At 62.5% G+C, this 25,616-nt stretch carries 24 protein-coding genes and 1 pseudogene; 15 read left to right on the top strand and 10 right to left on the bottom strand.

Annotated features, from left to right (window positions below):
- Nucleotides 1-147 precede the first annotated feature (147 nt).
- Nucleotides 148-627 carry a DUF2867 domain-containing protein gene (locus tag C6558_RS16595; RefSeq protein WP_025425075.1) on the top strand — a complete coding sequence of 160 codons (480 nt, stop codon included), beginning with the start codon at nucleotides 148-150 and terminating at the stop codon, nucleotides 625-627.
- Between the two features lie 233 nt (nucleotides 628-860).
- Here C6558_RS16595 and C6558_RS16600 read toward each other — a convergent pair whose 3' ends face one another.
- A complete protein-coding gene (locus tag C6558_RS16600) occupies nucleotides 861-1,940 on the bottom strand; it encodes a TraB/GumN family protein (RefSeq protein WP_025425074.1) in 1,080 nt (359 codons plus the stop codon).
- Nucleotides 1,941-2,037: 97 nt separating this feature from the next.
- Nucleotides 2,038-2,973 carry a tyrosine recombinase XerC gene (locus C6558_RS16605; RefSeq protein WP_025425073.1) on the bottom strand — a complete coding sequence of 312 codons (936 nt, stop codon included), beginning with the start codon at nucleotides 2,971-2,973 and terminating at the stop codon, nucleotides 2,038-2,040.
- A gap of 134 nt (nucleotides 2,974-3,107) precedes the next feature.
- Between C6558_RS16605 and C6558_RS16610 the strand changes: the two genes are divergently transcribed.
- Nucleotides 3,108-4,031, top strand: a complete 924-nt coding sequence (locus C6558_RS16610; RefSeq protein WP_025425072.1) for a GNAT family N-acetyltransferase — start codon at nucleotides 3,108-3,110, stop codon at nucleotides 4,029-4,031.
- A 39-nt stretch (nucleotides 4,032-4,070) separates the two neighbouring features.
- On the top strand, nucleotides 4,071-5,207 hold the full coding sequence (locus C6558_RS16615) for an AAA family ATPase (protein WP_025425071.1): 1,137 nt from the start codon (nucleotides 4,071-4,073) through the stop codon (nucleotides 5,205-5,207).
- Between the two features lie 49 nt (nucleotides 5,208-5,256).
- Here C6558_RS16615 and fsa read toward each other — a convergent pair whose 3' ends face one another.
- Nucleotides 5,257-5,910, bottom strand: coding sequence for a fructose-6-phosphate aldolase (gene fsa / locus C6558_RS16620; protein WP_025425070.1), 654 nt, complete (start codon nucleotides 5,908-5,910; stop codon nucleotides 5,257-5,259).
- A 178-nt stretch (nucleotides 5,911-6,088) separates the two neighbouring features.
- Between fsa and C6558_RS16625 the strand changes: the two genes are divergently transcribed.
- From C6558_RS16625 to C6558_RS16660, 8 genes are all read left to right on the top strand, one after another.
- Nucleotides 6,089-8,293 carry a primosomal protein N' gene (locus C6558_RS16625; protein ID WP_025425069.1) on the top strand — a complete coding sequence of 735 codons (2,205 nt, stop codon included), beginning with the start codon at nucleotides 6,089-6,091 and terminating at the stop codon, nucleotides 8,291-8,293.
- A 132-nt stretch (nucleotides 8,294-8,425) separates the two neighbouring features.
- Nucleotides 8,426-8,812, top strand: coding sequence for a hypothetical protein (locus C6558_RS16630; RefSeq protein WP_025425068.1), 387 nt, complete (start codon nucleotides 8,426-8,428; stop codon nucleotides 8,810-8,812).
- Between the two features lie 257 nt (nucleotides 8,813-9,069).
- Nucleotides 9,070-9,636 carry a F0F1 ATP synthase subunit delta gene (locus C6558_RS16635; protein ID WP_025425067.1) on the top strand — a complete coding sequence of 189 codons (567 nt, stop codon included), beginning with the start codon at nucleotides 9,070-9,072 and terminating at the stop codon, nucleotides 9,634-9,636.
- On the top strand, nucleotides 9,636-11,165 hold the full coding sequence (gene atpA / locus C6558_RS16640; RefSeq protein ID WP_025425066.1) for a F0F1 ATP synthase subunit alpha: 1,530 nt from the start codon (nucleotides 9,636-9,638) through the stop codon (nucleotides 11,163-11,165). The genes C6558_RS16635 and atpA overlap by 1 nt, the downstream gene beginning before the upstream one ends.
- Before the next feature lie 27 nt (nucleotides 11,166-11,192).
- The gene (locus tag C6558_RS16645; protein WP_025425065.1) at nucleotides 11,193-12,074 is read left to right on the top strand and encodes a F0F1 ATP synthase subunit gamma; all 882 of its coding nucleotides are present in this window, start codon (nucleotides 11,193-11,195) and stop codon (nucleotides 12,072-12,074) included.
- A gap of 24 nt (nucleotides 12,075-12,098) precedes the next feature.
- Nucleotides 12,099-13,613: a F0F1 ATP synthase subunit beta gene (gene atpD, locus C6558_RS16650; RefSeq protein ID WP_025425064.1), complete on the top strand. Its 1,515-nt coding sequence runs from the start codon at nucleotides 12,099-12,101 to the stop codon at nucleotides 13,611-13,613.
- A 126-nt stretch (nucleotides 13,614-13,739) separates the two neighbouring features.
- Nucleotides 13,740-14,144, top strand: coding sequence for a F0F1 ATP synthase subunit epsilon (locus C6558_RS16655; RefSeq protein ID WP_025425063.1), 405 nt, complete (start codon nucleotides 13,740-13,742; stop codon nucleotides 14,142-14,144).
- Nucleotides 14,145-14,411: 267 nt separating this feature from the next.
- Entirely contained in the window at nucleotides 14,412-15,839 is a 1,428-nt protein-coding gene (locus C6558_RS16660) for a mannose-1-phosphate guanylyltransferase/mannose-6-phosphate isomerase (RefSeq protein ID WP_025425062.1), read from the top strand.
- A gap of 125 nt (nucleotides 15,840-15,964) precedes the next feature.
- Here the strand turns inward: C6558_RS16660 and C6558_RS16665 are convergent, their stop codons facing one another.
- Complete coding sequence (locus C6558_RS16665; RefSeq protein ID WP_107027565.1) at nucleotides 15,965-17,068, bottom strand: saccharopine dehydrogenase family protein; 1,104 nt, start codon at nucleotides 17,066-17,068, stop codon at nucleotides 15,965-15,967.
- A gap of 126 nt (nucleotides 17,069-17,194) precedes the next feature.
- Here C6558_RS16665 and C6558_RS16670 point away from each other — a divergent pair, with 126 nt between their 5' ends.
- The gene (locus C6558_RS16670; protein WP_038575742.1) at nucleotides 17,195-17,626 is read left to right on the top strand and encodes an Lrp/AsnC family transcriptional regulator; all 432 of its coding nucleotides are present in this window, start codon (nucleotides 17,195-17,197) and stop codon (nucleotides 17,624-17,626) included.
- Between the two features lie 122 nt (nucleotides 17,627-17,748).
- Here C6558_RS16670 and C6558_RS16675 read toward each other — a convergent pair whose 3' ends face one another.
- Together C6558_RS16675 and C6558_RS40820 are read right to left on the bottom strand one after the other, a co-directional pair.
- Nucleotides 17,749-18,693: a DUF6030 family protein gene (locus C6558_RS16675; RefSeq protein ID WP_245449185.1), complete on the bottom strand. Its 945-nt coding sequence runs from the start codon at nucleotides 18,691-18,693 to the stop codon at nucleotides 17,749-17,751.
- A 148-nt stretch (nucleotides 18,694-18,841) separates the two neighbouring features.
- Entirely contained in the window at nucleotides 18,842-19,057 is a 216-nt protein-coding gene (locus tag C6558_RS40820) for a LysR family transcriptional regulator (protein WP_025425058.1), read from the bottom strand.
- A gap of 334 nt (nucleotides 19,058-19,391) precedes the next feature.
- Between C6558_RS40820 and C6558_RS16685 the strand changes: the two genes are divergently transcribed.
- Together C6558_RS16685 and C6558_RS16690 are read left to right on the top strand one after the other, a co-directional pair.
- On the top strand, nucleotides 19,392-20,297 hold the full coding sequence (locus tag C6558_RS16685; RefSeq protein WP_107027566.1) for an aminoglycoside phosphotransferase family protein: 906 nt from the start codon (nucleotides 19,392-19,394) through the stop codon (nucleotides 20,295-20,297).
- A 362-nt stretch (nucleotides 20,298-20,659) separates the two neighbouring features.
- A pseudogene (locus tag C6558_RS16690) lies at nucleotides 20,660-21,405 on the top strand (F0F1 ATP synthase subunit A).
- Between the two features lie 47 nt (nucleotides 21,406-21,452).
- Here C6558_RS16690 and C6558_RS16695 read toward each other — a convergent pair.
- Genes C6558_RS16695 through C6558_RS16710 form a run of 4 tightly spaced genes read right to left on the bottom strand, consistent with a single transcriptional unit; the run spans nucleotide 21,453 to nucleotide 24,995 of the window.
- Entirely contained in the window at nucleotides 21,453-22,304 is an 852-nt protein-coding gene (locus C6558_RS16695; protein WP_025425056.1) for a metal ABC transporter permease, read from the bottom strand.
- Nucleotides 22,301-23,161: a metal ABC transporter permease gene (locus tag C6558_RS16700; protein ID WP_025425055.1), complete on the bottom strand. Its 861-nt coding sequence runs from the start codon at nucleotides 23,159-23,161 to the stop codon at nucleotides 22,301-22,303. The genes C6558_RS16695 and C6558_RS16700 overlap by 4 nt, the downstream gene beginning before the upstream one ends.
- Nucleotides 23,158-24,093 (bottom strand): manganese/iron ABC transporter ATP-binding protein, encoded by a 936-nt coding sequence (locus C6558_RS16705; protein WP_025425054.1) that lies wholly within the window; start codon nucleotides 24,091-24,093, stop codon nucleotides 23,158-23,160. The genes C6558_RS16700 and C6558_RS16705 overlap by 4 nt, the downstream gene beginning before the upstream one ends.
- Nucleotides 24,090-24,995: a metal ABC transporter substrate-binding protein gene (locus tag C6558_RS16710; RefSeq protein WP_025425053.1), complete on the bottom strand. Its 906-nt coding sequence runs from the start codon at nucleotides 24,993-24,995 to the stop codon at nucleotides 24,090-24,092. The genes C6558_RS16705 and C6558_RS16710 overlap by 4 nt, the downstream gene beginning before the upstream one ends.
- Nucleotides 24,996-25,116: 121 nt before the next feature.
- Between C6558_RS16710 and C6558_RS16715 the strand changes: the two genes are divergently transcribed.
- Nucleotides 25,117-25,545 carry a Fur family transcriptional regulator gene (locus C6558_RS16715; RefSeq protein ID WP_025425052.1) on the top strand — a complete coding sequence of 143 codons (429 nt, stop codon included), beginning with the start codon at nucleotides 25,117-25,119 and terminating at the stop codon, nucleotides 25,543-25,545.
- Nucleotides 25,546-25,616 lie beyond the last annotated feature (71 nt).

A 25,616-nucleotide genomic window follows, 5' to 3' on the forward strand; every position in this document is an offset into this window, starting at 1 on the left:
GGCCCCCTGTCTTGCGCCGACATTAGGCGCGATCATCGACCCCATGCGCTTGCGACGGAAAGCCGTCGCTCTTGGCAATTGCGCAATTCCCGGGAAAACCGTTTCACACGTTTCCTGGAATTGCTCTGGCTGCCGCCACGAGGGATCATGAAACCTAGACCCGCCACCGTTCTTTTGCCGAGCCCGCATCTGCCGGATGCCGATTGGGCTGATCGTTTCGAGCTTGCCCTGAACGGAAAGGGGCTGACGGCGATCGAGGTGGCCGAGCGCTCGCTCGGCAATTCGCCCGCCTGGGTCCGCACCCTGCTTAAGCTTCGCAACCGGGTGGTATCGGTGGTCGGCCTCAAGTCGGAGGCGCCTTCACCGGGCAAGTTTGGCCTTATCGGCCCGTTTCCGGTTCTGTCTCGAAGCGACGATGAGGTCGTGCTCGGCTTCAACGATGCCCATCTCGATTTTCGCATCGTCGTTGACGTCAGGGCGGGATCGGCCGTCAACCAGATCATCGGCATGACGACACTGATCCGGCGTCACAACACGCTCGGGCGCGTCTACCTGGCGGCCGTCATGCCGTTTCACAAGGTCATCGTGCCGACGCTGCTGGCAGGCGCAGCGAGCCCGCCTGGCTGAGCGGCAACACCGCCGCGCCTGTCGAGGATAGAGACCGATCATGCCGCGGCGGCAGACTTGGGGACCGGCTCTTGTGTCAACACCACAGCGCCGCGCGTCTTATTAGACGCGCAAAGGTCGCTGTAGCACTTTGAATTTCTGCATGTTTCCTTAAATCGAATAGGATTTAAGGAAACATTCAGGAGCTTGAAGACGGAACGCGCCCGTGGCCGGCATCCCTGCCGGCCGGTCCGTCAGTTGGCGCGGGTGACGGAGAAGCCCTGGCGCTTAAGCAGTTCGACCAGGCCCTCGTCGCCGGCAAGATGCAGGGCACCGACCGCCATGAAGGCGTTGCCGTTGCCGAGGATCGGTTCGGCGCGCGTCGCCATCGTCTTGTTGCGATCGATAATGATGCGCTGTTCGAAGTCGGCGTAGCTGGCGTCTTCGCTTGCCACATCTTCAGAAACGGCCTTCATCATCGGCATGATCATGCCGGTGTCGCCGGAGAGGTAGAGGTCGGTGGTGGTGGCGAGCACGTCGTCGATCGTCTTGCCAAGGGCGAGCGTCTCGATGAGGGCGCGCAGGTGCAGTTCGGTCGGCAGCGAATCCATTGCGGCCAACTGCTCGATGAGGGTTTCAAGCCCCTTCAGCGTCTTGCCGTGGCTGACGGCGTCTTCGGCAAGCTTCTTGTCGAGGAAGGATGCGCCGGCGGCCTTGCGGGTCATCTCGCAGGCGGGCAGCGCGACGAAGCTCGCAATCATCCAGGGCTTCATCTTGGCAACCAGCGTCAGCGGTATGCCGCGCTCCTTGAGGCCGCGTTCGAGCCGCTCGCGGTCTTCAGGGTTGAGAAAATCGTTGATGGTCTTGTTATCGGCAAACATGGTGAGGTCGGGCCGCATCAGGATGGCGGCGGCCGACTTTTTCTCGTCGATGATCTCGTCCGATTCGATGATGACGGTCGATGCCGTGGCGAAGGCATCGGCGGCACCCGTTGGCATCGCCAGTACGCGCGGATCGGTGACATGCATGGTGCCGAGCAGCCAGGAGGGGGCGATGCCATCCTTCTCGATCTTCCAGAATATGCCCTTGCCGTTCGGGATGGCGTCGGCTTCGGCTTTCAGCCTGGCGAGTTTTGCGGGGTCGGTTTTTTCGAGACCGGTGATGATGTTCGTACCGCCGCAGATGGCTTCGGTCGCGGCGTGCGCCTGCGAGATCGAGGCGACCATCGCAATGAGGCTGGCCGCGAGCAGCAGATGGATAAGCGCGATCAGCCAGAGGGCCATATCGGCGGCCCTGGCCGCGAGGTTACGGGCGGGCTTGGCGATCGAATACATGATCACTTCCTAATGTTCTGCCGAGTCTAGCGGACCCTACGCTTCGTTGGTCACGGCTTCCTTAATAGGTATGGTTAACCTGCCCCTCCGCCCAAATTCAGGCGCGCGGATGAGCCCGGTCGTAGATCTCCAGCAGCCGCGTCGAGTCGACGCCGGTATAGACCTGTGTCGTTGACAGGCTGGCGTGGCCCAGCAGTTCCTGGATGGTTCTGAGATCGCCGCCGCCGGCCAGCAGATGCGTGGCGAAGGAGTGGCGCAGCGCATGCGGCGTGGCCGTGTCGGGCAGGCCGAGGGCGCCGCGCAGCTTCTGCATCTCGCGCTGGATGATGGCCGGCTGAAGTTTCGCCCCGCGCGTGCCGCGGAACATCGGCTCGCCGGCGCCGGCATGGTAGGGGCAGAGCTTGAGATAGGTCGCGACCGCGTCGCGCGCCACAGCCATGAGCGGCACGATGCGGGTCTTGCCGCCCTTGCCGGTGACGCGCAGCGAGGATGGCGTGCCGGCGAAATCGCCCGGCGTCAGATCGAGCGCCTCGGAAATGCGCAAGCCGCAGCCGTAGAGCAGCGTCAGCACGGCGGCGTTGCGCGCGGCCACCCACGGCTCTTCGGCAAGCTGCGCGTCCGTCGTGACGACATTGAGTGCCTCGCGGTCCGTCAGCGGCTTAGGCAGCGATTTCGGCTGCTTCGGCGAACGGACGGCCGCGGCACCGGCGGCATTGGCAAGTCCGATGCGTTCGAGATAGCGCAGAAAGGAGCGCAGGCCGGCTAGGCCCCGGCCGAGCGTGCGCGCGCCCGCACCGCCCTTGCGACGCTGGGCGAGAAAGCCGCGAAGGTCGGCCGGCCGCAATGTGCTGATGTCTGAAAGACGGGGCGGGCCGGCGAGATGGCCGGTGAGGAATGTGAGGAATTGTCGCGTGTCGCGCTCATAGGCGTCGACGGTATTGTCGGACAGGCGGCGCTCCTGCAAGAGCCCTTGCAGCCATCTCTGGCGCTCTGCAAGCAGGTCTGGATGGCCGATGACGAGCAGCTCGTTCATTGTCGCTTTCCAAGGTGGTCGGTCATCGACAATGCCCTGAAGCCTCTTATGTTTTTGCTAACGTAGCCTTGGATTTTGTCATCCTTCGATCATATTGAGTTGCGATGTTCAGCCGCAAAGAATCGGATGAAACCATGGCGGGACGGGATTCGGTGAACGGATTCGCGCATTTTGCTGAAGTGATCGCCCTGGTCTCGCAAGGGCAGCCCGGCCACATCGTCGATACACTCATTGCCGAACGCGGCCAGAGGATCGTCAGGAGCCCGATGTGGCCCGTTATCCGGCCCTTTCTCTACACGCTTCTGAACTACCGAAAGGCGCTGGAATTCGCCGACGCCGTGGCCAACGTGCCGGGCTTCCATGCCTTCGAGCATCTGAGTTCGCTTCTCTCACTCGACGTGCGTGTCGATAGGGCCGAGCGCATTCCTGCCAAGGGCGGGTTCCTGCTGGTCAGCAATCATCCGACCGGGATTGCCGACGGCATCGCCGTCTTCGATCTCCTGAAGACGCGGCGGCCGGACATGATGTTCTTCGCCAACCGCGACGCGATCCGCGTCAACCCGCGTTTCGTTGAGATGGTCATTCCGGTCGAATGGCGCGAAGAGCACAAGAGCAAGCTCAAGGCCCGTGAAACGCTGCAGGTGACCAACCGAGCGATCGGCGAGGGCAAGGCGACGGTGCTGTTTCCCTCCGGCCGCATCGCCTACTGGGCCGATGGCCGTCTCAACGAGCGGCCGTGGAAGACGTCGGCGGTCGGCTTTGCGCGCAAATACGGCCTGCCGATCCTGCCGGTTCATATGAGCGCGCGCAACTCCGGCCTGTTCTACTGGTTTGCCAAGTGGTCGACCGAACTGCGCGACATGACGGTGTTCCACGAGTTGCTCAACAAGAAGGGTGACCTCTTCGATTTCCGCATCGGCAACCTCATTGCGCCAGAGGCGCTGGACGGGGACGCTGTCGACGTGACGAAGGCACTGGAACGTCACACGGTGTCCGAACTGGCGCGCGACGCCGATGCGGTGTTTCGGCCGATGGTGCGCGCTTCCGTTGCCTGCTGATCCCTTCATGTGATGGCGGGAATGCGCTAAAGCAGAGCTATGCTGCTTCGTTCGATGTTCGCCGAAAATTACCGTTCCCTGAAGTCGATCCGCATGGATCTGACCGGTGTCAATTTGTTTATCGGCGAGAACGGCGTCGGCAAATCCAATCTCTATCGCGCGCTGCAACTGGTGCAGGCGGCTGTGCGCGGCAACCTTGCCCATGAGATCGCCAAGGAGGGCGGCATGTCGTCCGCACTTTGGAGCGGTCGGCGACGGGCCGACAAACCGGCGCGCATCCGGCTCGAGACGGAGTTGATGGACGAGGAGCGGGCCATCACCTTCCGCTACAGGATCGAAGCCGGCTTGCGTCCGCCAAAGGCGGCGGCAGGATTTGCCTATGAACCGCAGGTCAAGGAAGAAGAGCTGAGCGTCGAGACCGGACGACGTCCGGTGACGATGATGAAGCGCGCCGGTCCCGGCATCTTCGTGCGCGGCGACCGCGGGCGGATGGAGGACTATCCCGAGCAGGCGCTGCAATCGGAGACGGCCATCGCGCTGTTGGGCGATGCCGGGCACTATCCCGAGATCGGCACCTTCCGCCGGGCCGTCGATCAGTGGCGGTTCTTCCACGGCTTCCGCACCGATCGCGATTCACCCCTGCGCCTGCCGTGCCTTGCGGTCACCGCGCCGATGCTGGACGAGGACGGTACCAACATGGCGGCGGTCTTTGCGACACTGCGCCATACCCGCGAGGACACCGTCGATCTCGACCGCGCCATCGCCGATGCCTTCGGCGGCGCCTATCTGGACGTGCCGCATCCGGGTCAGTTTGCTGAATTCTCGCTGGTCTTTCCCGATTTCCCGCAGCGGCCGTTTTCGACGCGTGAGCTGTCTGACGGGCAGATGCGGTTTCTGGCGCTTGCGGCAGCGTTGCTTTCCTATCGCCGTCCGCCCTTCATCGCGCTCAACGAGCCGGAAACCAGCCTGCATCCGGATATGCTGCCGGCGCTCGCCGACATGATCGCCAGTGCTTCGCGCGACAGCCAGATCTGGATCGTCACCCATTCGGAGCGTCTGGCCGATGCCATCCGCGAGCGTTGCGGCGTTCGCGCCCGCCGGGTGATCCGCAAGGACAGCGCCACCTGGATCGACGGCATGCGGCTCACCGGCCTGATGGACGACGATGACGCATAAAAAAGGCCCCGCATCGCTGCGGAGCCTTCGAATCTTTATCGCGAAAAGATCAGGCGATCTTCTGGCCGGTCTTCGCCCAATCGGCGAGGAAGGTTTCGAGACCCTTGTCGGTCAGCGGGTGCTTGACCAGTGCCTTCAGTGTTGCCGGCGGTGCGGTGACGACATCGGCGCCGATGAGGGCAGCTTCCTTGACGTGGTTCACGGTGCGGATCGAGGCGGCGAGAATTTCGGTCTCGTAGCCGTAGTTGTCGAAGATGTGGCGGATTTCGCGGATCAGGTCCATGCCGTCGAACGCGATGTCGTCGAGGCGGCCGACGAAGGGCGAAACGAAGGTCGCGCCGGCCTTGGCGGCAAGCAGCGCCTGGTTGGCCGAGAAGCACAGCGTCACGTTGGTCTGATGACCGTCAGACGTCAGGGCCTTGCAGGCCTTGAGGCCGTCAAGCGTCAGCGGCAGCTTGATGCAGATGTTGTCGGCGATCTTCGAAAGAACGGCCGCTTCCTTCATCATCTCGGCGTATTCGGTGGCGGTCACTTCGGCCGAAACCGGGCCCTCGACGATGCCGCAGATTTCCTTGGTGACTTCGGTGATGTCACGGCCCGACTTGAGGATCAGCGAAGGGTTGGTGGTCACGCCATCAAGGAGGCCGAGATCGTTCAGCTCACGGATTTCCTTGACGTCGGCGGTATCAACGAAAAATTTCATGGGGTCACTCCCTTGGGGCACGATTGCCGTTCGGGCGCATATCTACCGGGAGGAATTCCTTTGGCAGAGAACGCGCGCGTTGAAACTCTGGTGGAACCGTGAGAAACCCTGCGCCGGCAAGGCTGCGGTTCGCAGCGCAGTTTTCTTTAACCGAAACACGTGGCAAGGTCACGGCAAAATGACTCGCGATTCAACCGATTTATTCGGGCCTGTTTCCGGCCGTCGCGTCGTGCCAGTTCTGGTGCCGATGCCGGCCTCGAAGGCCTATTCCTACGCGGTGCCTGATGGCATGGCGGTCGAGCCAGGCTCGATCGTCCAGGTGCCGCTCGGCCCCCGTCTGGTCGTGGGCGTCGTCTGGGATGGCGATGATGATGGCAGCGTCGATCCGAAGAAGCTGAAGTCGATCGAAAAGGTCTTCGACTGCCCACCGTTGACGCCCGACATGCGCAGCTTTCTCGACTGGGTGGCGACCTATACCGTGACGCCGCCAGGTCTGGTGGCGCGCATGGCGCTGCGCGCGCCGGCGGCCTTCGATCCGGAACCGATGGTAGAGGCGCTGCGGCTGACCGACATGCGCCCGGAGCGCATGACGACGGCCCGCGAGCGTGTCATCGCAGCGGCCGGCGACGGCTTTGCCTGGACCCGTTCGGGCCTTGCCCATGCGGCCGGTGCGTCATCGAGCGTCATCGACGGCCTTGCCCAGCAGGGCGTCTTCGAGACCGTCTTCATGGCGCCGCCGCCTGTAGTAGCGGCTCCCGACCCGGAATTCGCCGCCCACCGGCTCGAAGGACCGCAGAAGGATGCGGCTGCCGACCTTTTGGCCGCTGTCGAGCAGGGCGGGTTTTCGGTGTCGCTGATCGACGGCATCACCGGCTCGGGCAAGACCGAAGTTTATTTCGAAGCGATTGCCGCGACGCTCAGGGCCGGCAAGCAGGTGCTGATCCTGCTGCCCGAAATCGCCCTGACCGCAAGCTTCCTCGAACGCTTCCAGGATCGCTTCGGCAGCAAGCCGGCCGAGTGGCACTCGGATCTCGCGCCGCGGACGCGCGAAAAAGTCTGGCGGCAGGTGACGACCGGCACGGTGCGCGTGGTCGCGGGTGCCCGCTCGGCGCTGTTCCTGCCGTTCGAGGAACTGGGCCTGATCATCGTCGATGAAGAACACGACCCCGCCTACAAGCAGGAGGACCGGGTGTTCTACAATGCCCGCGACATGGCCGTGGTGCGCGGGCGCATCACCGGTTTTCCGGTGGTGCTTGTTTCGGCAACGCCATCGGTCGAAAGCCGGGTCAATGGCGAGGTTGGTCGCTATAAACCGATCCATCTGCCGACCCGCTTCGGCGATGCGGCGCTGCCGCGGCTCGGCGTCGTCGACATGCGCCAGCATCCGCCAGCGCGCGGCGGGTTCCTGTCGCCGGTTCTCATCAACCAGATCGGCAAGGCCGTCGAGCGTGGCGAGCAGGCGCTGCTGTTTCTCAATCGGCGCGGTTATGCGCCGCTGACCCTTTGCCGCGTCTGCGGCCATCGCTTCCAGTGCCCTGATTGTTCGAGCTGGCTGGTCGAGCATCGCTTCCGCGGCCAGATCCAGTGCCACCATTGCGGCTATGCGGAAAAGACACCCGAGGCCTGCCCGGAATGCGGCACCTTCGATCACTTGGTTGCCTGCGGTCCGGGTGTGGAGCGCATCGCCGAAGAGGTCGAGCGCCATTTTCCAGAGGCGCGCACGATCGTGCTCTCCTCCGATCTGATGGGCGTGAAGCGCCTACGGCTGGAACTGGAGGCGATTGCGCGTGGCGAAGCGGATATCGTCATCGGCACGCAGCTTGTCGCTAAGGGCCACAATTTTCCGCTGATGACGCTGGTCGGCATCATCGATGCCGATCTCGGGCTTGCCAATGGCGATCCGCGAGCGGCGGAGCGCACGTTCCAGCTCTTGTCGCAGGTGACCGGGCGCGCCGGCCGAACGGGTTTGAAGAGCCTCGGCCTGCTGCAGACCTACCAGCCGCAGCACCCGGTGATGCAGGCGATCGTCTCGGGCGATGCGGATGCCTTTTACGACCGCGAGATCGCCGAGCGCGAAAAGGCGCTGCTGCCGCCGTTCGGCCGGCTGGCGTCGCTGATCGTATCGGCCGATACGCGCCAGGATGCCGAGACCCACGCCCGCGGACTTCGAAGTGCAGCGCCGCGCACCGATGGCATTTCGATCCTCGGTCCGGCCGAGGCGCCGCTGGCGCTGATCCGCGGCCGCCATCGGTTCCGGCTTTTGGTGCACGGGCGCCGCAACAGCGACATGCAGGCCTTCGTCAAGGCAATGATTGCCGCCGGCCCGAAGGAGCGCGGCTCGATCAGCGTTCAGCTCGACATCGATCCCCAGAGTTTCCTGTGATCGCGGCCGTGAATGGCCCGTGGGCGATTCACAATGGCTGCAACATGCGCTAGAGGTCTGGGACGCTTCGCTCACGGGGACTGGTCCCGTGGCGACGTGATCAAGATCGGCGCTCATCTGCGGGAACGGGGCATGGAGTTCTATATTCCGACGGAAACCGGCGAGTTCCTCGCCTTCTGTGCGGCGGCGGTGGCGGCGCTGATCGGTGTCGTCATGCTGTTTGCGCCGCGGCTTACCTTTCGCGCCGCCGGCATCGGCATTGCCGAAGGCCGTCGCGGCGGTCTGGCCGAGGCGCGCTCGACCATGGGCGGCATGCATGCCGGCCTTGGCCTTGCCGCCATCCTGCTGGCGCAGCCGATGGTCTACCTCGCTGTCGGCGCCGCTTTTGCGCTCGCCGCCTTCGGCCGCATTCTCTCCATGATGAGCGACAACGGCGGCACGCTCTACAACTGGGTGGCGCTCCTGGTGCAGGCCGCACTTGCCATACTTCCGCTCGCTTATGTCTTCGGAATGATCTGACCGCCGCCCTCGCGTTTTCGCGATTCACATCCTCAGAAACCAATTTACGGCAAAATTCGGCCAATCCGGGTCGACTTATGCCGCATTCCTGCCGTTCGCGTGTTGCGAGTCCAAACATCCTATGCTAGACGAACCGCGAATTGCGGGGGAAGTGGGTCGCCAGGCCTCGATATCCTGCAAATTATTGCAGCAAATTCAAAACGTTAAGTTGACGGCTCGCCGCCACCACCGTTCTTGGATGAAATTGAGAGAAGCTTGTGCCCGTGGCAGACACATCCCAGCTTATTTCCGGTGTTGCAGAAAGGTATGCGTCCTCGCTTTTTGACCTCGCTCTCGAAGCGGGTTCCGTCGAGGCGGTCGGTGCGGATCTTACCCGCGTCCAGGCCCTGATCGACGGCAGCGATGACCTGAAGCGGCTGATCGTAAGCCCCGTCTTTTCTGCCGACGACCAGTTCAAGGCCATTTCGGCGATCTCCGCCAAGGCCGGTATTTCTGGTCTCGTCGGTAACTTCCTCAAGGTTGTTGCACGCAATCGCCGCCTCTTCACGCTGCCGGGCATGATCAAGGCGTTTCGCCTGATCGCCGCGCGCCACCGGGGTGAAATCTCCGCCGACGTAATGTCGGCCCATGCGCTCACTGCAGCGCAGGAAACTGAATTGAAGGCGACGCTCAAGAGCGTCACCGGCAAAGACGTGACTGTTAACGTCACCGTCGACCCGTCTATTCTTGGAGGTCTGATCGTCAAGGTCGGGTCCCGCCAGATTGACACCTCCCTTCGCACCAAACTCTCTACCCTTAAGCTTGCACTGAAAGAGGTCGGCTGATGGATATCCGCGCCGCGGAAATTTCCGCAATTCTTAAAGATCAGATCAAAAATTTCGGCCAGGAAGCAGAAGTCTCCGAAGTCGGCCAGGTGCTTTCCGTCGGTGACGGTATCGCCCGCGTCTACGGCCTCGACAATGTTCAGGCAGGCGAGATGGTCGAATTCCCGGGTGGAATTCGCGGCATGGCGCTGAACCTCGAAGCCGACAACGTCGGCGTCGTTATTTTCGGTTCGGACCGTGACATCAAGGAAGGCGACACCGTTAAGCGGACCGGCGCCATCGTGGACGTTCCGGTTGGTCCGGAACTGCTCGGCCGCGTCGTCGACGCGCTCGGCAACCCGATCGACGGCAAGGGCCCGATCAACGCCAAGCAGCGCTCGCGCGTTGACGTCAAGGCTCCTGGTATCATTCCGCGCAAGTCGGTGCATGAGCCGATGTCGACCGGCCTCAAGGCCATTGACGCCCTCATCCCGGTTGGCCGTGGCCAGCGCGAGCTCGTCATCGGCGACCGCCAGACCGGCAAGACCGCGATCATCCTCGACACGATCCTCAACCAGAAGGCCATTCACGACAATGGTCCGGAAGGCGACAAGCTGTATTGCGTCTACGTCGCAATCGGCCAGAAGCGTTCGACGGTTGCCCAGTTCGTGAAGGTTCTGGAAGAGCGTGGCGCTCTTCAGTACTCGATCATCGTTGCTGCGACCGCATCCGACCCGGCTCCGATGCAGTACCTCGCACCGTTTGCAGGTTGCGCGATGGGCGAATACTTCCGCGACAACGGCAAGCATGCCCTGATCGGCTACGACGACCTGTCGAAGCAGGCCGTTTCCTACCGTCAGATGTCGCTCCTGCTGCGCCGCCCGCCGGGCCGCGAAGCTTACCCGGGCGACGTTTTCTACCTGCACTCCCGCCTGCTCGAGCGCGCTGCAAAGCTCTCGGACGACAATGGTGGCGGTTCGCTGACGGCTCTGCCGGTCATTGAAACGCAGGGCAACGACGTTTCCGCGTTCATTCCGACCAACGTGATCTCGATCACCGACGGCCAGATCTTCCTTGAAACCGACCTGTTCTACCAGGGCATCCGTCCGGCCGTTAACGTCGGTCTGTCGGTTTCGCGCGTCGGTTCCGCCGCGCAGATCAAGGCGATGAAGCAGGTTGCCGGCTCGATCAAGGGCGAACTCGCTCAGTACCGCGAAATGGCGGCCTTTGCGCAGTTCGGTTCGGACCTCGATGCTGCTACGCAGCGTCTGTTGAACCGCGGTGCACGCCTGACCGAACTCCTGAAGCAGCCGCAGTTCTCGCCGCTGAAGACGGAAGAGCAGGTTGCTGTCATCTTCGCAGGCGTCAACGGTTACCTCGACAAGCTGCCGGTCAATCAGGTCGGCAAGTTCGAGCAGGGCCTGCTTTCGTACATGCGTTCGGAAGGTAAGGACATCCTGGAAACCATCCGCAAGGACAAGGCGATCTCCGACGACGTCAAGGGCAAGCTGAAGGCTGCAATCGACAGCTTCGCCAAGTCTTTCGCCTGAGCGGATTTCATTTAGGACGGATAACGGATGCCTTCACTTAAGGATCTGAAGAACCGGATCGCCTCCGTCAAGGCGACGCAGAAGATCACCAAGGCGATGAAAATGGTCGCCGCGGCGAAGCTTCGGCGTGCGCAGGAGGCGGCCGAGGCCGCCCGGCCTTACTCGCAGCGCATGGCTGCCGTTCTCGCCAACATCGCCCAGGCGGTTGGCGCGGACGACGATGCGCCGCAGCTGATGACCGGCACCGGCAAGGACGATACGCATCTTCTGGTCGTCTGCACGGCGGAACGCGGTCTTTGCGGCGGCTTCAACTCGCAGATCGCCCGCCACGCTCGCGACCACCTTCGCAAGCTGCTTGCCGCCGGCAAGACGGTGAAGATCATCTGCGTCGGCAAGAAGGGCTTCGATATTCTGCGTCGCGAATACGCGTCGCTGATCATCGATCGTATCGACCTGCGTGAGGTCAAGAAGATCGGCTTCCAGAATGCCGACCAGATCGGCCACAAGGTCATCGCGCTCTTTGAAAAGGGCGAGTTCGATGTCTGCACGCTGTTCTATTCTGAGTTCAAGTCCGTTATCGCCCAGATTCCGACGGCACAGCAACTGATCCCCGCTTCGGCCGGCCCGGTCGCAGTGGAAGCATCGGATGCTTCGGCCGTCTACGAATATGAGCCGGACGCGGGCGCGATCCTGAGCGACCTCATTCCGCGCAACATTTCGGTGCAGATCTTCCGGGCCCTGCTCGAGAACGTCGCCGGCGAAATGGGCGCAAAGATGAGCGCGATGGACAATGCGACGCGCAATGCTGGTGACATGATCAATAAGCTGACGCTGAACTACAACCGTCAGCGCCAGGCTCAGATCACCAAGGAACTCATTGAAATCATCTCGGGCGCGGAAGCGCTCTAAGGTTACGAGAAGAGGGTAAGGATTATGGCTAAGGCAGCTACCCCGAAAGAAACCGCAGCGGCGAAGAAGCCGGCTGCACCGAGGAAGGCAGCTTCCGCCAAGACCGCAGTTGCGGCAGCCGGCGCTGTCGGTCGCGTAACGCAGGTCATCGGCGCCGTCGTCGACGTTGTGTTCGACGAAGGCCAGCTTCCGCAGATCCTGAACGCACTGGAAACCGAGAACCACGGTAACCGCCTCGTTCTCGAAGTCGCGCAGCACCTCGGCGAAAACGCCGTCCGCACGATCGCCATGGACTCGACCGAAGGTCTCGTCCGCGGTCAGCCGGTCACCGACACCGGGGCACCGATCACGGTTCCGGTTGGCGATGAAACGCTCGGCCGCATCATGAACGTCATCGGCGAGCCGGTCGACGAAGCTGGTCCGCTGATCACGTCGGGCAAGCGCGCCATCCACCAGGACGCGCCGTCCTACGTCGAGCAGTCGACGGAAGCGCAGATCCTCGTCACCGGCATCAAGGTCGTCGACCTTCTCGCTCCTTACGCAAAGGGCGGCAAGATCGGCCTCTTCGGTGGCGCAGGCGTCGGCAAGACCGTTCTCATCATGGAACTGATCAACAACGTCGCCAAGGCGCACGGTGGTTACTCGGTATTTGCTGGCGTGGGTGAACGTACCCGCGAAGGCAACGACCTCTACCACGAAATGATCGAGTCCGGCGTTAACAAGCTCGGCGGCGGCGAAGGCTCGAAGGCAGCCCTCGTTTACGGCCAGATGAACGAACCGCCGGGCGCCCGCGCTCGCGTCGCTCTGACCGGTCTGACGATCGCTGAAGACTTCCGCGACAAGGGCCAGGACGTTCTGTTCTTCGTCGACAACATCTTCCGCTTCACCCAGGCAGGCTCCGAAGTTTCGGCTCTGCTCGGCCGTATTCCATCGGCCGTGGGTTACCAGCCGACGCTGGCGACCGACATGGGTCAGATGCAGGAACGCATCACCACGACGACCAAGGGTTCGATCACCTCGGTTCAGGCCATTTACGTTCCGGCCGACGACTTGACCGACCCGGCGCCGGCAACCTCGTTCGCCCACCTGGACGCAACGACGGTTCTGTCGCGCTCGATCGCTGAAAAGGGCATCTACCCGGCCGTTGACCCGCTCGACTCCACGTCGCGCATGCTGGACCCGATGATCGTCGGCGAAGAGCACTACGAGATTTCGCGTAAGGTCCAGACGACCCTGCAGCGTTACAAGTCTCTCCAGGACATCATCGCCATCCTGGGCATGGACGAACTGTCGGAAGAGGACAAGCTGGCCGTCGCCCGCGCTCGTAAGATCGAACGCTTCCTGTCGCAGCCGTTCTTCGTGGCCGAAGTCTTCACCGGTTCTCCGGGCAAGCTCGTCGCTCTCGAAGACACGATCAAGGGCTTCAAGGGCCTCGTCAACGGCGACTACGACCATCTTCCGGAAGCCGCGTTCTACATGGTCGGCTCGATCGAAGAAGCGGTCGAAAAGGCCAAGAAGCTGGCTGCAGAAGCCGCTTGATAGCATCGTGAGCCTCGGCGCAGCGATGCGCCGAGGCTTTCATCCTGCGTTCCGCCATATTGCGGAGCAGGGAAGACATGCACAGCCTGCCACCTCAGGTGGCGCGCCCACGAGAAGTGAATGGTCATGGCCGACAGTTTCAATTTTGAGCTTGTTTCCCCCGAGCGCCTGCTCCTCTCCGAGAAGGTGACGGAAGTCGTCATTCCGGCGACCGAGGGCGAGATGACCGTGATGGCCAATCATGCCCCGACAATGACGACGGTGAAGCCCGGCGTCGTTACCGTGAAAACGGCTGACGGCAAGACCGAGCGGTTCGCCGTCTTCGGCGGCTTTGCCGATATCCTGCCGACCGGCTGCACTCTGCTTGCCGAATCCGCCGTGCACGTCGACGAACTCGACCGCACCGCGCTTGAAAAGCGCATCGAGGCGGTCCGTGCCGAGCTGGACGGTGCCGGCGACGAGAAGAAGACGCGCGCCGAGCAGTTCATCGCCGAACTGACGAAGCTCGGGGAAATCGTGATCCCGGCCTGAAAGGGACATCCCGACGGGATAAACCAATGAAAAAGCCCCGCCTTCGAGCGGGGTTTTTTGTTGCCCGCGATGGCCGCGACAGAGCCGCCTCATCGTTGTGCCGATGCGAATTGGTACGGCGTAAGACGATGGGCAAGCTGGCGTCCTATCCGAAGTGAGGGGCATGCCTCACCTTTGGTGCGGTTTGTTTGCACGGCCGGCTTCAGGCATTCTTTAGCATCGGTCCTGTATGGATGGACTCTCGTTCGATGCGCGCAGAGGCTTGGCATGACGTCTAAGATCGTTCCCGTGATCATGGCGGGTGGAAAAGGTACGCGCCTGTGGCCGCTGTCGCGCTCGGGCGCGCCGAAACAGTTTCTGCAGATCCTGTCCGATCGATCGCTGTTCCAGCAGACGCTGGAACGGGTGAGCGATAGCAGGCTATATGAGCCGGCGATCATCGTCACCAACAGCGATTTCCGCTTCATCGTCGCCGAACAGGCGCGCGCCGTCGATGCGCCGCTCAGCGATATTCTGCTCGAGCCGGTGGCACGCAACACGGCGCCGGCACTGGCGGCGGCCGCCTTCGTCGTGCTCGCCAAGTTCGGGGAGGCGGCGATCATGCAGGTGCTCGCCTCCGATCACGAGATCGATGCCGGAGCGGTCTACATCGATTGCATGCTGCGGGCGCAGCTGGCAGCCGAGGCCGGTGAACTGGTGACGTTCGGCATCACTCCGACGGAGCCCGCGACCGGCTACGGCTATATCGAACTTGGGGAAGCGTTGCCGGCCGGCGCCAACAGGGTTGCCCGTTTCGTCGAGAAGCCGGATCGCGCCAAGGCAGAGGCGATGCTGGCGACCGAGCGCTATCTCTGGAACTCCGGCATGTTCATGCTGCCGGTTAAGGTGTTCCTCGACGAGATGCAGCTCTATGCGCCTGACGTCTATGCCTCGACAAAGGCGGCCGTCGAGGGCGCCAGCAAGGATCTCGATTTCAGCCGGCTGGAAGCGAAGGCCTTCTCCAAGGCGCCGGATATTTCCGTCGACTACGCGGTCTTCGAAAAGACCGTTCGCGCTGCCGTCGTTCCATCCTCATTCGCCTGGTCGGATCTGGGCAGCTGGGATGCCGTGTGGAAGATCGGTCGCAAGGACGGTGACGGCAATGTCGTTACCGACAAGGCGACGGTAGCGAACACGCGCAACTCATTAGTGCTCTCCCGCGACATCCACCTTGCTGTGCAGGGGCTTGACGATATCGCCGTGATCGCCAGCGAAGACGCCGTCTATGTCGGGCGCCTGGAAGACAGCCAGAGCGTTGGAAACATCGTCAAGGTGCTCGCACGGTCGCAGGCAACCTTAGGGCTTACACAGGAGCACCCGACGTCCTACAGGCCCTGGGGCGCGGTCTCTTCGGTCTCCAGCGGCGAGCGCTACGAGGTCAAGCGACTGAAGGTCAGCCCCGGCAAGAAGATCTCGCTGCAGAAGCATCATCATCGGGCCGAGCACTGGATTGTCGTGCGTGGCACGGCGGAGATCACCATGGCCGGCGAAACCCGTCTGCTGCATGAAAACGAGTCCGTCTATATCCCGCAGGGGACCGTCCACCGACTGCACAATCCAGGCAAGATCCCGCTGGAGCTGATCGAGGTTCAGACCGGGTCCTATCTCGGCGAGGACGACATCATCCGCATCGAGGATGAGTTCGGCCGGACATAATACGGCCATCCAACACGTTTCGGGTCGAAACCGCGGTAATCGAAGCGGCGACGTTCAGTTCGACACATAAAAAATGCCCGGGCAGGACCCGGGCATTATAGTCAGCGCAGACGAGCCGAGTGGCCTCAGCCGGCGACGCGTTCTGTCTCGCCCTTCTGGGCGTAGTAGTGACCGAAGCGGTTTGCGAGGAAGGTATCGAGAGCGATGTCTTCCTGGCGAACGAAGCCGTTGGATGCGATCTTGCCGTTGGCGAGCAGATCGAGCACGGCGCAGATGCTGCCGGCGGTGGTGATCTGGATGCCGCTCTGCATGCGGCCGGCGACGACGCCGCTATAGACCTTGTTGGCGTAGGTTTCCTGGATCAGGCGACCTTCGCGGAAGCCCGAAACCGTCACGAAGATCACGACGACGTCCTGGGTGGTGGTCGGCAGCGCGTTTTCGAAGATGTCCTTGAGGACTTCGCGGCGATGACGCAGACCAAGGTCGTTCAGCAGCGCCTTCATGATGGCGGCATGGCCGGGATAGCGGATCGTCTTGTAGTTCAGGGTGCGGACCTTGCCCTTCAGCGATTCGCAGAGCGTGCCGAGGCCGCCCGAGGTGTTGAAGGCTTCGTAGGTCACGCCGTCGAGCGAGAATTCTTCGCGCTCTTCCATGGCGGGAACTTCGATCAGGCTGCCTTCGACGATCGCTTCGCAGGGCTCGATATACTCGTTGATGACGCCGTCGGTGCTCCAGGTCAGGTTGTAGTTGAGCGCATTCGACGGGTACTGCGGCAGCGCGCCGACGCGCATGCGCACGCTTTCGAGCGTCTCGAAGCGGCTGGCAAGGTCATTGGCGACGATGGAGATGAAGCCCGGTGCGAGGCCGCACTGCGGAATGAAGGCGGTGCTGGCCTTGGCGGCGATCGCCTTGACCTGGCGGGTGGATTCGACGTCTTCGGTCAGGTCGAGGTAGTGGATGCCGGCTTCGGCAGCGGCTTCCGCAATGGCAACCGTCAGGTGGAACGGGGCGGCGCTGAGAACGGCGAACTTGCCGGAGAGAAGGGCAACGAGCGCCTTCTTGTCGCCGATATCGACGGCTGCCGTCGTGATGGCGGCATGCTTCTCGATCTGGCCCAGCTGCTCGGCGCTACGGTCGGCAACGCAGACGCTGTAATCGCCGGTGTGCGCGAGCATGCGAGCAATGGTGGAGCCGATCTTGCCTGCTCCGATGACGACGATGTCCTTCATGACTTTCCCCCAGGGTATGAAATGCGTTTCAGACCCTATTGTCCGACCGAGAGCTGTTGATTTGAAGCTGTAATATGACTAAATCGCCTATAGATATTCGGCAGAATGCCTATATGGACCGACGAAATGCAGATTACCGACAAGGATCGCGAGCTCCTCGCCGTGCTCAGCGAAAACGCCCGCATGCCGACAGCAACGATTGCCCGCAGGCTCGGCCTGTCGCGGACGACCGTGCAGGCCCGGATCGAGCGGCTGGAGCGCGAGGGCGTGATCGCCGGTTATGGCGTCCGCTTGTCGGAGAGCTATGAGAAGGGTCTGGTCAAGGCGCATGTGCTGATCACCATCGCGCCAAGGGCACTCAGCCGCGTCACCCCGGAACTTGCTGCCATCCGCGAGATCCGCACCCTTCATTCCGTCAGCGGTAGCTTCGACCTTATCGCCGTCGTTGCGGCAGCATCGATCAGCGAACTCGACCTGCTGATCGATCGTATCGGTGAAATCGACGGTGTCGACCGCACGCTGTCGTCGATCATCCTTTCGACCCGGATCGATCGCTGACCTCAAGCATGTCGCGCAAAAGTGCGTAGCGGCTTTGCGATAACGACATGCGCGAAACACGAGCTTAAAGCGCAGCGTCCAATAAGACGCGCGCCGCTGTAGAGACCGCGACGCGCTTCAAGTCAGGGTCTTGCGTCAGTGTTTGCCTTCGCAGTGCCGGCACCCTCTGGTGATGCCGGGTCTGCTACGGCGTCGCCGCCTTCGGGTATCTTCGCCGGGCCATTCCACGCCGTCGGGCCGAGAACGAAGCTACGCGCATCGGCGTTGCCATAGGCGAGCCATTTTTCACGGTCGAAATGGAGTTCGGCAATGCTCTTCGGGCGGGCGCGGGCCGGTTGGTTGGCGAGGAAATTGTAGCGTGCCGTGGTCTCGTCCGTTTCGCGCTTGAACTGCACGCGGCTGCCGAAGCGCTTTACGTCAAATTCCTTCAACGCCTGGATCTGCAGCGCAATGCTGCCGCCATCGGCCCAGCGGACATGGTCGAGGAAGACCGACGCGGCGCGCGCGGCGCTTGTTGTCACCACCTGCGCGTCCTCCGGGCGCTCGATGTTGAGCTTGACGCGAAACGAGGTGATCTCTTCTTCGCCGTTGCCCTTGATGAAAATGAAGATCGACGAGATCTTGTCGACCCCAGGGCGCGGAAAGGATACGAGTGAGGAGCATTCCCACTGGCCACGCTCGCCGGCGCTCGATTTCCATTCGAGTTCGCGGAATCCGGCCTCGCGCAGCTCATCGCAGAGAGCGCGGGGATCGCTGCGGAGCACCCGCAGGAACTGCTGTTCCGGCGTCTGCAGATCCTGAAACGTCCAGACCGGCAGGGCGATGCGCGGCGGCTGTCGCTTGACGTGGACCTCCGGGGCCTGCGCCACCGGCTTCTCCGGATCGAGAAACGTCGTCGGAAGATCGAGTGCCTTCAGCAACTGTCTCAGGTTCCTCTGTCCGTTGGCGAGCAGAGCGGTCGCCAGGATCACTGTTGCGATCAATGCAAAGGCAACGAGAAAGAAGGCGATGCCGGTGCGGCTCGGCTGTTTTGGCGGTGTCGTCGCCTTTCCGCGTCCGCCGCTCATGTCGATCTTCCGAGTGCGGCGTGCAGGCGCAGCGCCTCGTCCCTCGATGGCCGGTTGCGGGGCAGGCCGAGAGAGGCCAGCCTTTCCGCGTCGAGGGCGCGCGAAGCGAGATAGTCTGATGATGTGACCGACGAGAGCTCCTCTGCCATCAGCGGCGACAGGTGCCAGCGGGGATGATCGCCCGTACGTGCTGAAACAGCCGCTCGCCCAGCAGCGTCAATTCCAGGTCCTTGCCGCGGCAGCTGACGGCGGCATGAGTGATGTTGATCTCGCGACCGGCGCCAGAAAAATTCATATGCCGGCTGGCCGCGTCGAAAACGCGAAAAGCCTCCAGCGATATGCGGTCGAGCAGCCGGTGTTCCATGATCTCAGGTTATCAAAAAGGCCGAAAATTCGGTGGAGTTGAAAATATCAGATTGTGATGCGGGGTAAAGCGATCATCCCACGGCGACCGGAAGACGGCCTGTCCTTTTCCACTTCCATCATTCCCGGAATCCGCCTGGCAGACAATATCCATGCGACCATCGGGACGGTGACGCGTCCGGCCCGGTGTGGTGCTCGACGAAGGCAGGTTGAAGGCGACGCGTTTCGGCTGGATCGGGTTGTCCGTTCGCCATCCCCGAGCGGAAAAGTTGCGAACAGGCGACGATCGGCTAAAACAGGCGTCCGAGTTTCTGGCGTGAGGCATTTGTCCCGTTATGTCCGATCAATCGACGATCACTCCCACCATCGACGCGCTGCTCGTCCGGCGCCTGATCGCTGCACAGTTTCCGCAGTGGGCCGCACTCGACATCAGGCCGGTGCTGCCCGGCGGGTGGGACAACAGGACCTTCCATCTCGGGCGAGACATGGCCGTGCGTCTGCCGAGTGCTGAGTCCTATGCGCTGCAGGTGGAAAAGGAGCAGTTCTGGCTGCCGAAGCTGGCGCCGCACCTGCCGCTGCCTATCCCGGTGCCCTTGGCAAGGGGCGTGCCAGGCGAGGGCTATCCATGGCCGTGGTCGGTCTATCGCTGGCGGCCGGGTGAGACGGCGACGGATGATCGGATCGGCGACCTCAAGGTCTTTGCGCAGGATCTGGCGCGCTTTCTTGTCGCCTTGCGGCAGGTCGATGCGCGCGGCGGGCCGTTGCCTGGCCCGCACAATTTCCTTCGCGGCGGGCCACCTGCCCATTATGACGAGGAAACCCGCCGCGCGCTCGTCGCGCTCGAGGGACGCATCGACACGGAAGCGGCGCGCGATGTCTGGGAGGCCGCATTGGCGGCAAGCTGGCAGAGCGCGCCGGTCTGGTTCCACGGCGATATCAGTTGGGGCAATCTGCTGGTCGAAGACGGTCGCCTGAGCGCAGTCATCGATTTCGGCACCTCGGGTATCGGTGATCCCGCCTGCGACCTTGCCATTGCCTGGACGCTGTTCCACGGGCAAAGCCGGGAGGCGTTTCGCGCCGGCGTGGCGCTCGACGCCGGCACCTGGGCGCGCGGTCGCGGCTGGACCCTGTGGAAGGCGCTGATCGTCTATGCTGGTCTTCCCGGTACCAACTCCGCCGAAGCGGAAAAGAGCTTGGCGGTGATCGAGCAGGTGCTTGCCGACCATCGGCAATTTGGCTGAGCCTCGGCGGGCAGATTGATGCCGGCCCCGATGCCGCAGGCCTATCGGCAGGTATCGTCTCGGCTTGACCTCATCAAAAATTGTCTCTAGGTCAGGCGCACGCGGGACGACCCGCGTCGATGCTTCGCCTGGGGACGGCCCCACTATCTCGACCGCTTGAGATAATGGAGTCGATCGCATCATGCAGCATCCTGGCCTGCGGCACGCCCGCGTGAGCTTTTCCTTCCTGACAGAGCTGAACGTTTGCTTCGGGCGCCATCGCGCCCCGTCTCGCGATCGGCTTTCACCCGCTTCCCACACACATTGATGCGCCCGCGGCCGCCGCGCCGTGGTTGCTCCGTTGCCAACGCACGAGGTTCATGATGGCCGGACCCATCGAACAATTCGAGATCAAGTCGCTCTTCCACATCGCCGAGGTCGGCGGACACGACATCAGCTTTACCAATTCGGCCGTCTACATGGCCGTGACCGTGGCGATCGCCAGCCTTTTCCTGATCCTTTCGACGCGCAGGCGCGGCCTGGTGCCGAACCTTGCCCAGTCGGCGGCCGAGATCCTCTACGAGTTCGTATCGAAGACGTTGCGCGAGAATGCCGGAGAGCACGGCATGCGTTTCTTCCCGCTGGTGTTCTCGCTGTTCATGTTCATCCTGGTCGCCAACCTAATCGGCATGTTTCCCTATGCCTTCACCGTGACGAGCCACATTGCGGTGACCTTTGCGCTGGCGCTGCTCGTGTTCCTGACCGTGACGCTCTACGGCTTGATTAAACACGGTTTCGGCTTTCTCAGGCTGTTCATGCCGTCGGGCGTGCCTTTGGTGCTGGCGCCGATCATCATCCCGATCGAGGTCGTTTCCTGTCGCGCCCGGTCAGCCATTCGGTTCGTCTTTTCGCCGTCATGCTCGCCGGTCACATCACGCTCAAGGTGTTCGCCGGCTTCGTCGTCAGCCTCAGTGGCTTCGGCGCGCTCGGTACGCTCGGCGCGGTCATGCCGCTGATGATGACCGTGGCGCTGACGGGTCTGGAACTGCTGATGTCGGTCATCCAGGCCTATATCTTCACCATGCTGACCTGCATGTATCTCAACGACGCGCTGCATCCGAGCCATTGAGGTTGCAGTGGAGAGGCTCCCTTCCCGGGGGGAGGGGAGCCCCGCCCTCATTCGACCGTCGTTCGCTGGGCCTCGATGCGGGCCGTCCGCCAGGACGACCAGAGGAAAGCTGCGAGGAAGATCACGGTCATCAACAACACGATGGTCGGTGCCGGGGCGCTGTCGATGAAGAACGAGAGATAGACGCCTGAGAACGAGGCGACGGTTGCCACCAGCACCGCAACGATGAGCATGCTGCCCATGGTGCGGGTGATCAGAAACGCGATGGCGCCGGGCGCGATCAGCATGGCGATGGCAAGGATCAGGCCGACGGCCTTCAGCGCGCCGACGATCGTGAGCGACAGGATCGCCAAGAGCCCGTAATGCAGCCAGTTGACGCGCAGGCCGACGGCCTTGGCCTGTGCGGGGTCGAAGGCGTGCAGCAGAAAGTCGCGCCATTTTACCGCCAGGATCCCGGTTGCCACCAGGGCGATCAGACCGGTTTCGATGATGTCGGGCCAGCCGATGCCGAGCATGTCGCCGAAGAGGATATGGTCGAGATGCACGTCGCTCTGGATCTTGGTGTAGAGCACCAGGCCGAAGCCGAACATGCCGGAGAACACCACGCCCATGACAGTGTCCTGCTTGATGCGGCTGTTTTCCTTGAGGTAGCCGGTCAAAAGCGCGCAGGACATGCCGGCGGCAAAGGCGCCGACGGCGAGCGGCAGGCCGACGATGTAGGAGATGACGACGCCGGGAAAGACCGCATGCGAGATGGCGTCGCCCATCAGCGACCAGCCCTTGAGCACGAGGAAGCAGGAGAGCAGGGCCGTCGGGATCGCCACCAGGACCGAGATCAGCAGCGCATTGCGCATGAACTCGAATTCGAAGACGGCAAGCAAAAGGTCGAGCGAGATCATTGCGTGACCTCCAGGGCTTCGGCGCTGCGCCTGCGGGCAGCCAGCAATCCGTGCTTGGGCGCGAAGACGAAGGCAAAGAGGAAGATCAGCGTCTGCAGCACAATGATGATGCCGCCGGTAGCGCCATCGAGGAAGTAGCTGAAATAGGCGCCGAAGAAGCTGGTGAGCGCGCCGATCGCGACGCTGATGACGATCAGCCGCGGAAAGCGGTCGGTGAGCAGATAGGCGGTGGCGCCCGGTGTCACCACCATGGCGATGACGAGAAAGGCGCCGACCGTCTGCAGCGCGGCGACCGTACAGGCGGACAGCAGCGTGAAGAACAGCACCTTCAGGAAGGTCGTCGGGATACCGATCGAGCGTGCGTGGCTCTCATCGAAGAAGGTGACCATCAGATCCTTCCACTTGGCCGTCAGGATGATCAGCGAGATGACGCCGATCAGCGCAAGCTGCAACGTGTCGGCAGGCGTGATGGCGAGGATGTTGCCGAGAACGATCGTCTGGATGTTTACTGAGGTTGGCGACAGCGACACCATGAACAGGCCGAGGCCGAAGAACGAGGTGAAGATCAGCCCGATGATGGTGTCTTCCTTCAACCGGGTGCGCTGGTTGAGAAACAGCATCGCGCCGGCCGCAAGCCCGCCGGAGAAGAAGGCGCCGAGCGAGAAGGGCAGGCCGAGCATATAGGCGCCGGCAACGCCCGGAACGATCGAGTGCGAGAGCGCGTCGCCGATCAGCGACCAGCCTTTCAGCATCAGATAGGACGACAGGAAGGCGCAGACGGCGCCAACCAGCGCGCTGACCCACATGGCGTTGACCATGTAGTTGTAGGTGAAGGGCTCGAAGAGCGTGGCGATCATTTGCCTGCTGCCTCCGGGTCGCTCTCAGGCTTGGCCGGTTGCGACACCATCTGCCCCTTGGCGCCATACATCACCAGCGGACGCTCGTCGTCGGTGATGACGGACAGTTGCCGCGGATCCGCGTCGTCATGCAGGCTGTCGCCACCGAGCACGAAATGCCTGAGGACGCCGCCGAAGGCGAGTTCGAGGTTTTCGCGGGTGAAGGTGGTTTCCGTCGGGCCATAGGCCAGCACCGTGTTCTTCAGGAGAACGGTCCGGTCGCAGAATTCCGGCACGCTGCCGAGGTTGTGGGTCGAGACCAGCATGACGCGGCCCTCGTCGCGCAGGCCGATCAACAGGCGGATGATGGCATCTTCGGTCTTGACGTCGACCCCGGTGAAGGGCTCGTCGAGCAGGATCACGCGGCCGTCCTGGGCAAGGGCGCGCGCCAGGAACACGCGCTTCTTCTGGCCGCCGGAGAGCTCACCGATCTGGCGCTTGCGGAAGTCGCTCATGCCGACACGGGCAAGCGCGGCCCCCACCGCCTCATGGTCGGCCTTCTTCGGGATGCGCAGCATGTTCATATGGCCGTAGCGGCCCATCATCACCACGTCCTCGACCAGAACCGGAAAATTCCAGTCGACCTCTTCGGCTTGCGGAACATAGGCGACAAGGTTCTTCTTCAGCGCCTCCTGGACCGAAAGGCCGAGAATGGAGATTTCTCCGCGCGCCAGCCGGGCAAAGCCCATGATCGCCTTGAAGAGGGTCGACTTGCCGCTGCCGTTGACGCCGACCAGTGCTGTGATCGTGCCGGTCGGGATCTCGAAGGAGGCATCGAGAAGCGCGCGGTGGCCGTTGCGATAGGTCACGGTCGCGCCGGAGACGCGGATGCCACCGCCTGCATCCCCGGAGGCGGCTTCCGGGCCGGAGCGAGGTTTTACCTGAAGGTTCATTGCGAAAGGCCTTTCGCGATGGTTTCGGACGTGACGCGCAAGAGGTCGATATAGGTCGGTACCGGACCGTCCGCTTCGCTCAGGGAATCAACATAGAGCACGCCGCCGTATTTTGCGCCGGTTTCCCGCGCCACCTGCTGTGCCGGGTCGGGCGAAATCGTGCTTTCGGAGAAGACGACCGGTATATTGTTGGCGCGCACCGCGTCGATGACTTTGCGAACCTGCTGCGGCGTGCCCTGCTGATCGGCATTGATCGGCCAGAGATAGAGTTCCTTCATGCCGAAGTCGCGGGTGAGGTAGCTGAAGGCGCCCTCGCTCGACACCAGCCAGCGCTTGTCTTCCGGGATCTTGCCGATCTCGGCGCGGATAGGGGCGATCGCCGCCTCGATCTTCTGCTTGTAGGCTTCGGCATTGGCCTTGTAGGTCTCGGCGTTGCCGGGATCGTATTTGACGAAAGCGTCGCGGATGTTGTCGACATAGATCAGCGCCGCCGAAGGCGACATCCAGGCATGTGGGTTCGGCTTGCCGCTATAGGGGCCTTCCGCGATGCCCATTGGCTCGATCCCTTGAGAAACCACGACGCCGGGCACCTCGTCGAAGTTCTGGAAGAACTTTTCGAACCAGAGTTCGAGATTGAGGCCGTTCCAGAGGATCAGCTTTGCATCGTGCGCCTTCAGGATGTCGCGCGGCGTCGGCTGATAGTTGTGGATCTCGGCGCCGGGCTTGGTGATCGATTCGACGATTGCCGCGTCGCCGGCGACGTTCTTGGCCATGTCGGCGATCACCGTGAAGGTGGTGACGGCCTTGAACTTTTCCTGCGCGCAAGCGGCACCCGGAACGAGCGCGAAACCTGCCAATGCCGTGGCGGCAACCAGGATCGCGCGTCTCATGTGATCGATCATTCCATACTCCCCGATGTTGTCGTTCACAGGACTAGGCGAATGATTTGCATAAGTCAATGCACATGAGAAGCATTCGCAACTAGCTATTTTCAAACTTATCGGCCTTGGCTAGTGTACGACCATGAAACAGAACAAAAATCGCATCGAAGAGCTGGAAGGCGTCCTGAGAGATGGTGGTGTGCGCGTGACGCGGCAGCGTGCGGCAATCCTGAAGATTCTCGCGACCGCCGAAGACCACCCGGATGCGAGCGAATTGCACCGCCGCGCCAAGGAAATCGATGCCACCGTTTCGCTGTCGACGGTCTACAGGACACTGTCGGCGCTGGAGCACCAGGGCGTCGTCCATCGCCACGCCTTTGAAAGTGCCACCGCCCGTTTCGAGACGGCCGACGCTCCGCACCATGACCACCTGATCGACATCGACACCGGCGCTGTGATCGAGTTTCGCTCCGACAAGATCGAGCAGCTGCAGGCGGAGATCGCCGCCGAACTCGGTTACGACCTGGTTCGTCACCGGCTCGAGCTCTATTGCCGCAAGCGCAAGGACTGATCGACATAGCGCCGTGACTGACGAAAGGCGCAGCGGGGCAATCGCTGCGCCTTTTCCGTTTTGGCCTTGAG

It is taken from the genome of Ensifer sp. NM-2 (assembly GCF_003024455.1).
Classification (GTDB): Bacteria; Pseudomonadota; Alphaproteobacteria; order Rhizobiales; family Rhizobiaceae; genus Ensifer; species Ensifer canadensis.

What these genes read in the sequence shown, in the direction of transcription:
- C6558_RS16595 (WP_025425075.1), top strand. Translation starts at nt 148, where the DNA reads ATGAAACCTAGACCCGCCACCGTTCTTTTGCCGAGCCCGCATCTGCCG.
- C6558_RS16600 (WP_025425074.1), bottom strand. Translation starts at nt 1,940, where the DNA reads ATGTATTCGATCGCCAAGCCCGCCCGTAACCTCGCGGCCAGGGCCGCC.
- C6558_RS16605 (WP_025425073.1), bottom strand. Translation starts at nt 2,973, where the DNA reads ATGAACGAGCTGCTCGTCATCGGCCATCCAGACCTGCTTGCAGAGCGC.
- C6558_RS16610 (WP_025425072.1), top strand. Translation starts at nt 3,108, where the DNA reads ATGGCGGGACGGGATTCGGTGAACGGATTCGCGCATTTTGCTGAAGTG.
- C6558_RS16615 (WP_025425071.1), top strand. Translation starts at nt 4,071, where the DNA reads ATGCTGCTTCGTTCGATGTTCGCCGAAAATTACCGTTCCCTGAAGTCG.
- fsa (WP_025425070.1), bottom strand. Translation starts at nt 5,910, where the DNA reads ATGAAATTTTTCGTTGATACCGCCGACGTCAAGGAAATCCGTGAGCTG.
- C6558_RS16625 (WP_025425069.1), top strand. Translation starts at nt 6,089, where the DNA reads ATGACTCGCGATTCAACCGATTTATTCGGGCCTGTTTCCGGCCGTCGC.
- C6558_RS16630 (WP_025425068.1), top strand. Translation starts at nt 8,426, where the DNA reads ATGGAGTTCTATATTCCGACGGAAACCGGCGAGTTCCTCGCCTTCTGT.
- atpA (WP_025425066.1), top strand. Translation starts at nt 9,636, where the DNA reads ATGGATATCCGCGCCGCGGAAATTTCCGCAATTCTTAAAGATCAGATC.
- C6558_RS16645 (WP_025425065.1), top strand. Translation starts at nt 11,193, where the DNA reads ATGCCTTCACTTAAGGATCTGAAGAACCGGATCGCCTCCGTCAAGGCG.
- atpD (WP_025425064.1), top strand. Translation starts at nt 12,099, where the DNA reads ATGGCTAAGGCAGCTACCCCGAAAGAAACCGCAGCGGCGAAGAAGCCG.
- C6558_RS16655 (WP_025425063.1), top strand. Translation starts at nt 13,740, where the DNA reads ATGGCCGACAGTTTCAATTTTGAGCTTGTTTCCCCCGAGCGCCTGCTC.
- C6558_RS16660 (WP_025425062.1), top strand. Translation starts at nt 14,412, where the DNA reads ATGACGTCTAAGATCGTTCCCGTGATCATGGCGGGTGGAAAAGGTACG.
- C6558_RS16665 (WP_107027565.1), bottom strand. Translation starts at nt 17,068, where the DNA reads ATGAAGGACATCGTCGTCATCGGAGCAGGCAAGATCGGCTCCACCATT.
- C6558_RS16670 (WP_038575742.1), top strand. Translation starts at nt 17,195, where the DNA reads ATGCAGATTACCGACAAGGATCGCGAGCTCCTCGCCGTGCTCAGCGAA.
- C6558_RS16675 (WP_245449185.1), bottom strand. Translation starts at nt 18,693, where the DNA reads ATGAGCGGCGGACGCGGAAAGGCGACGACACCGCCAAAACAGCCGAGC.
- C6558_RS40820 (WP_025425058.1), bottom strand. Translation starts at nt 19,057, where the DNA reads ATGGAACACCGGCTGCTCGACCGCATATCGCTGGAGGCTTTTCGCGTT.
- C6558_RS16685 (WP_107027566.1), top strand. Translation starts at nt 19,392, where the DNA reads ATGTCCGATCAATCGACGATCACTCCCACCATCGACGCGCTGCTCGTC.
- C6558_RS16695 (WP_025425056.1), bottom strand. Translation starts at nt 22,304, where the DNA reads ATGATCTCGCTCGACCTTTTGCTTGCCGTCTTCGAATTCGAGTTCATG.
- C6558_RS16700 (WP_025425055.1), bottom strand. Translation starts at nt 23,161, where the DNA reads ATGATCGCCACGCTCTTCGAGCCCTTCACCTACAACTACATGGTCAAC.
- C6558_RS16705 (WP_025425054.1), bottom strand. Translation starts at nt 24,093, where the DNA reads ATGAACCTTCAGGTAAAACCTCGCTCCGGCCCGGAAGCCGCCTCCGGG.
- C6558_RS16710 (WP_025425053.1), bottom strand. Translation starts at nt 24,995, where the DNA reads ATGATCGATCACATGAGACGCGCGATCCTGGTTGCCGCCACGGCATTG.
- C6558_RS16715 (WP_025425052.1), top strand. Translation starts at nt 25,117, where the DNA reads ATGAAACAGAACAAAAATCGCATCGAAGAGCTGGAAGGCGTCCTGAGA.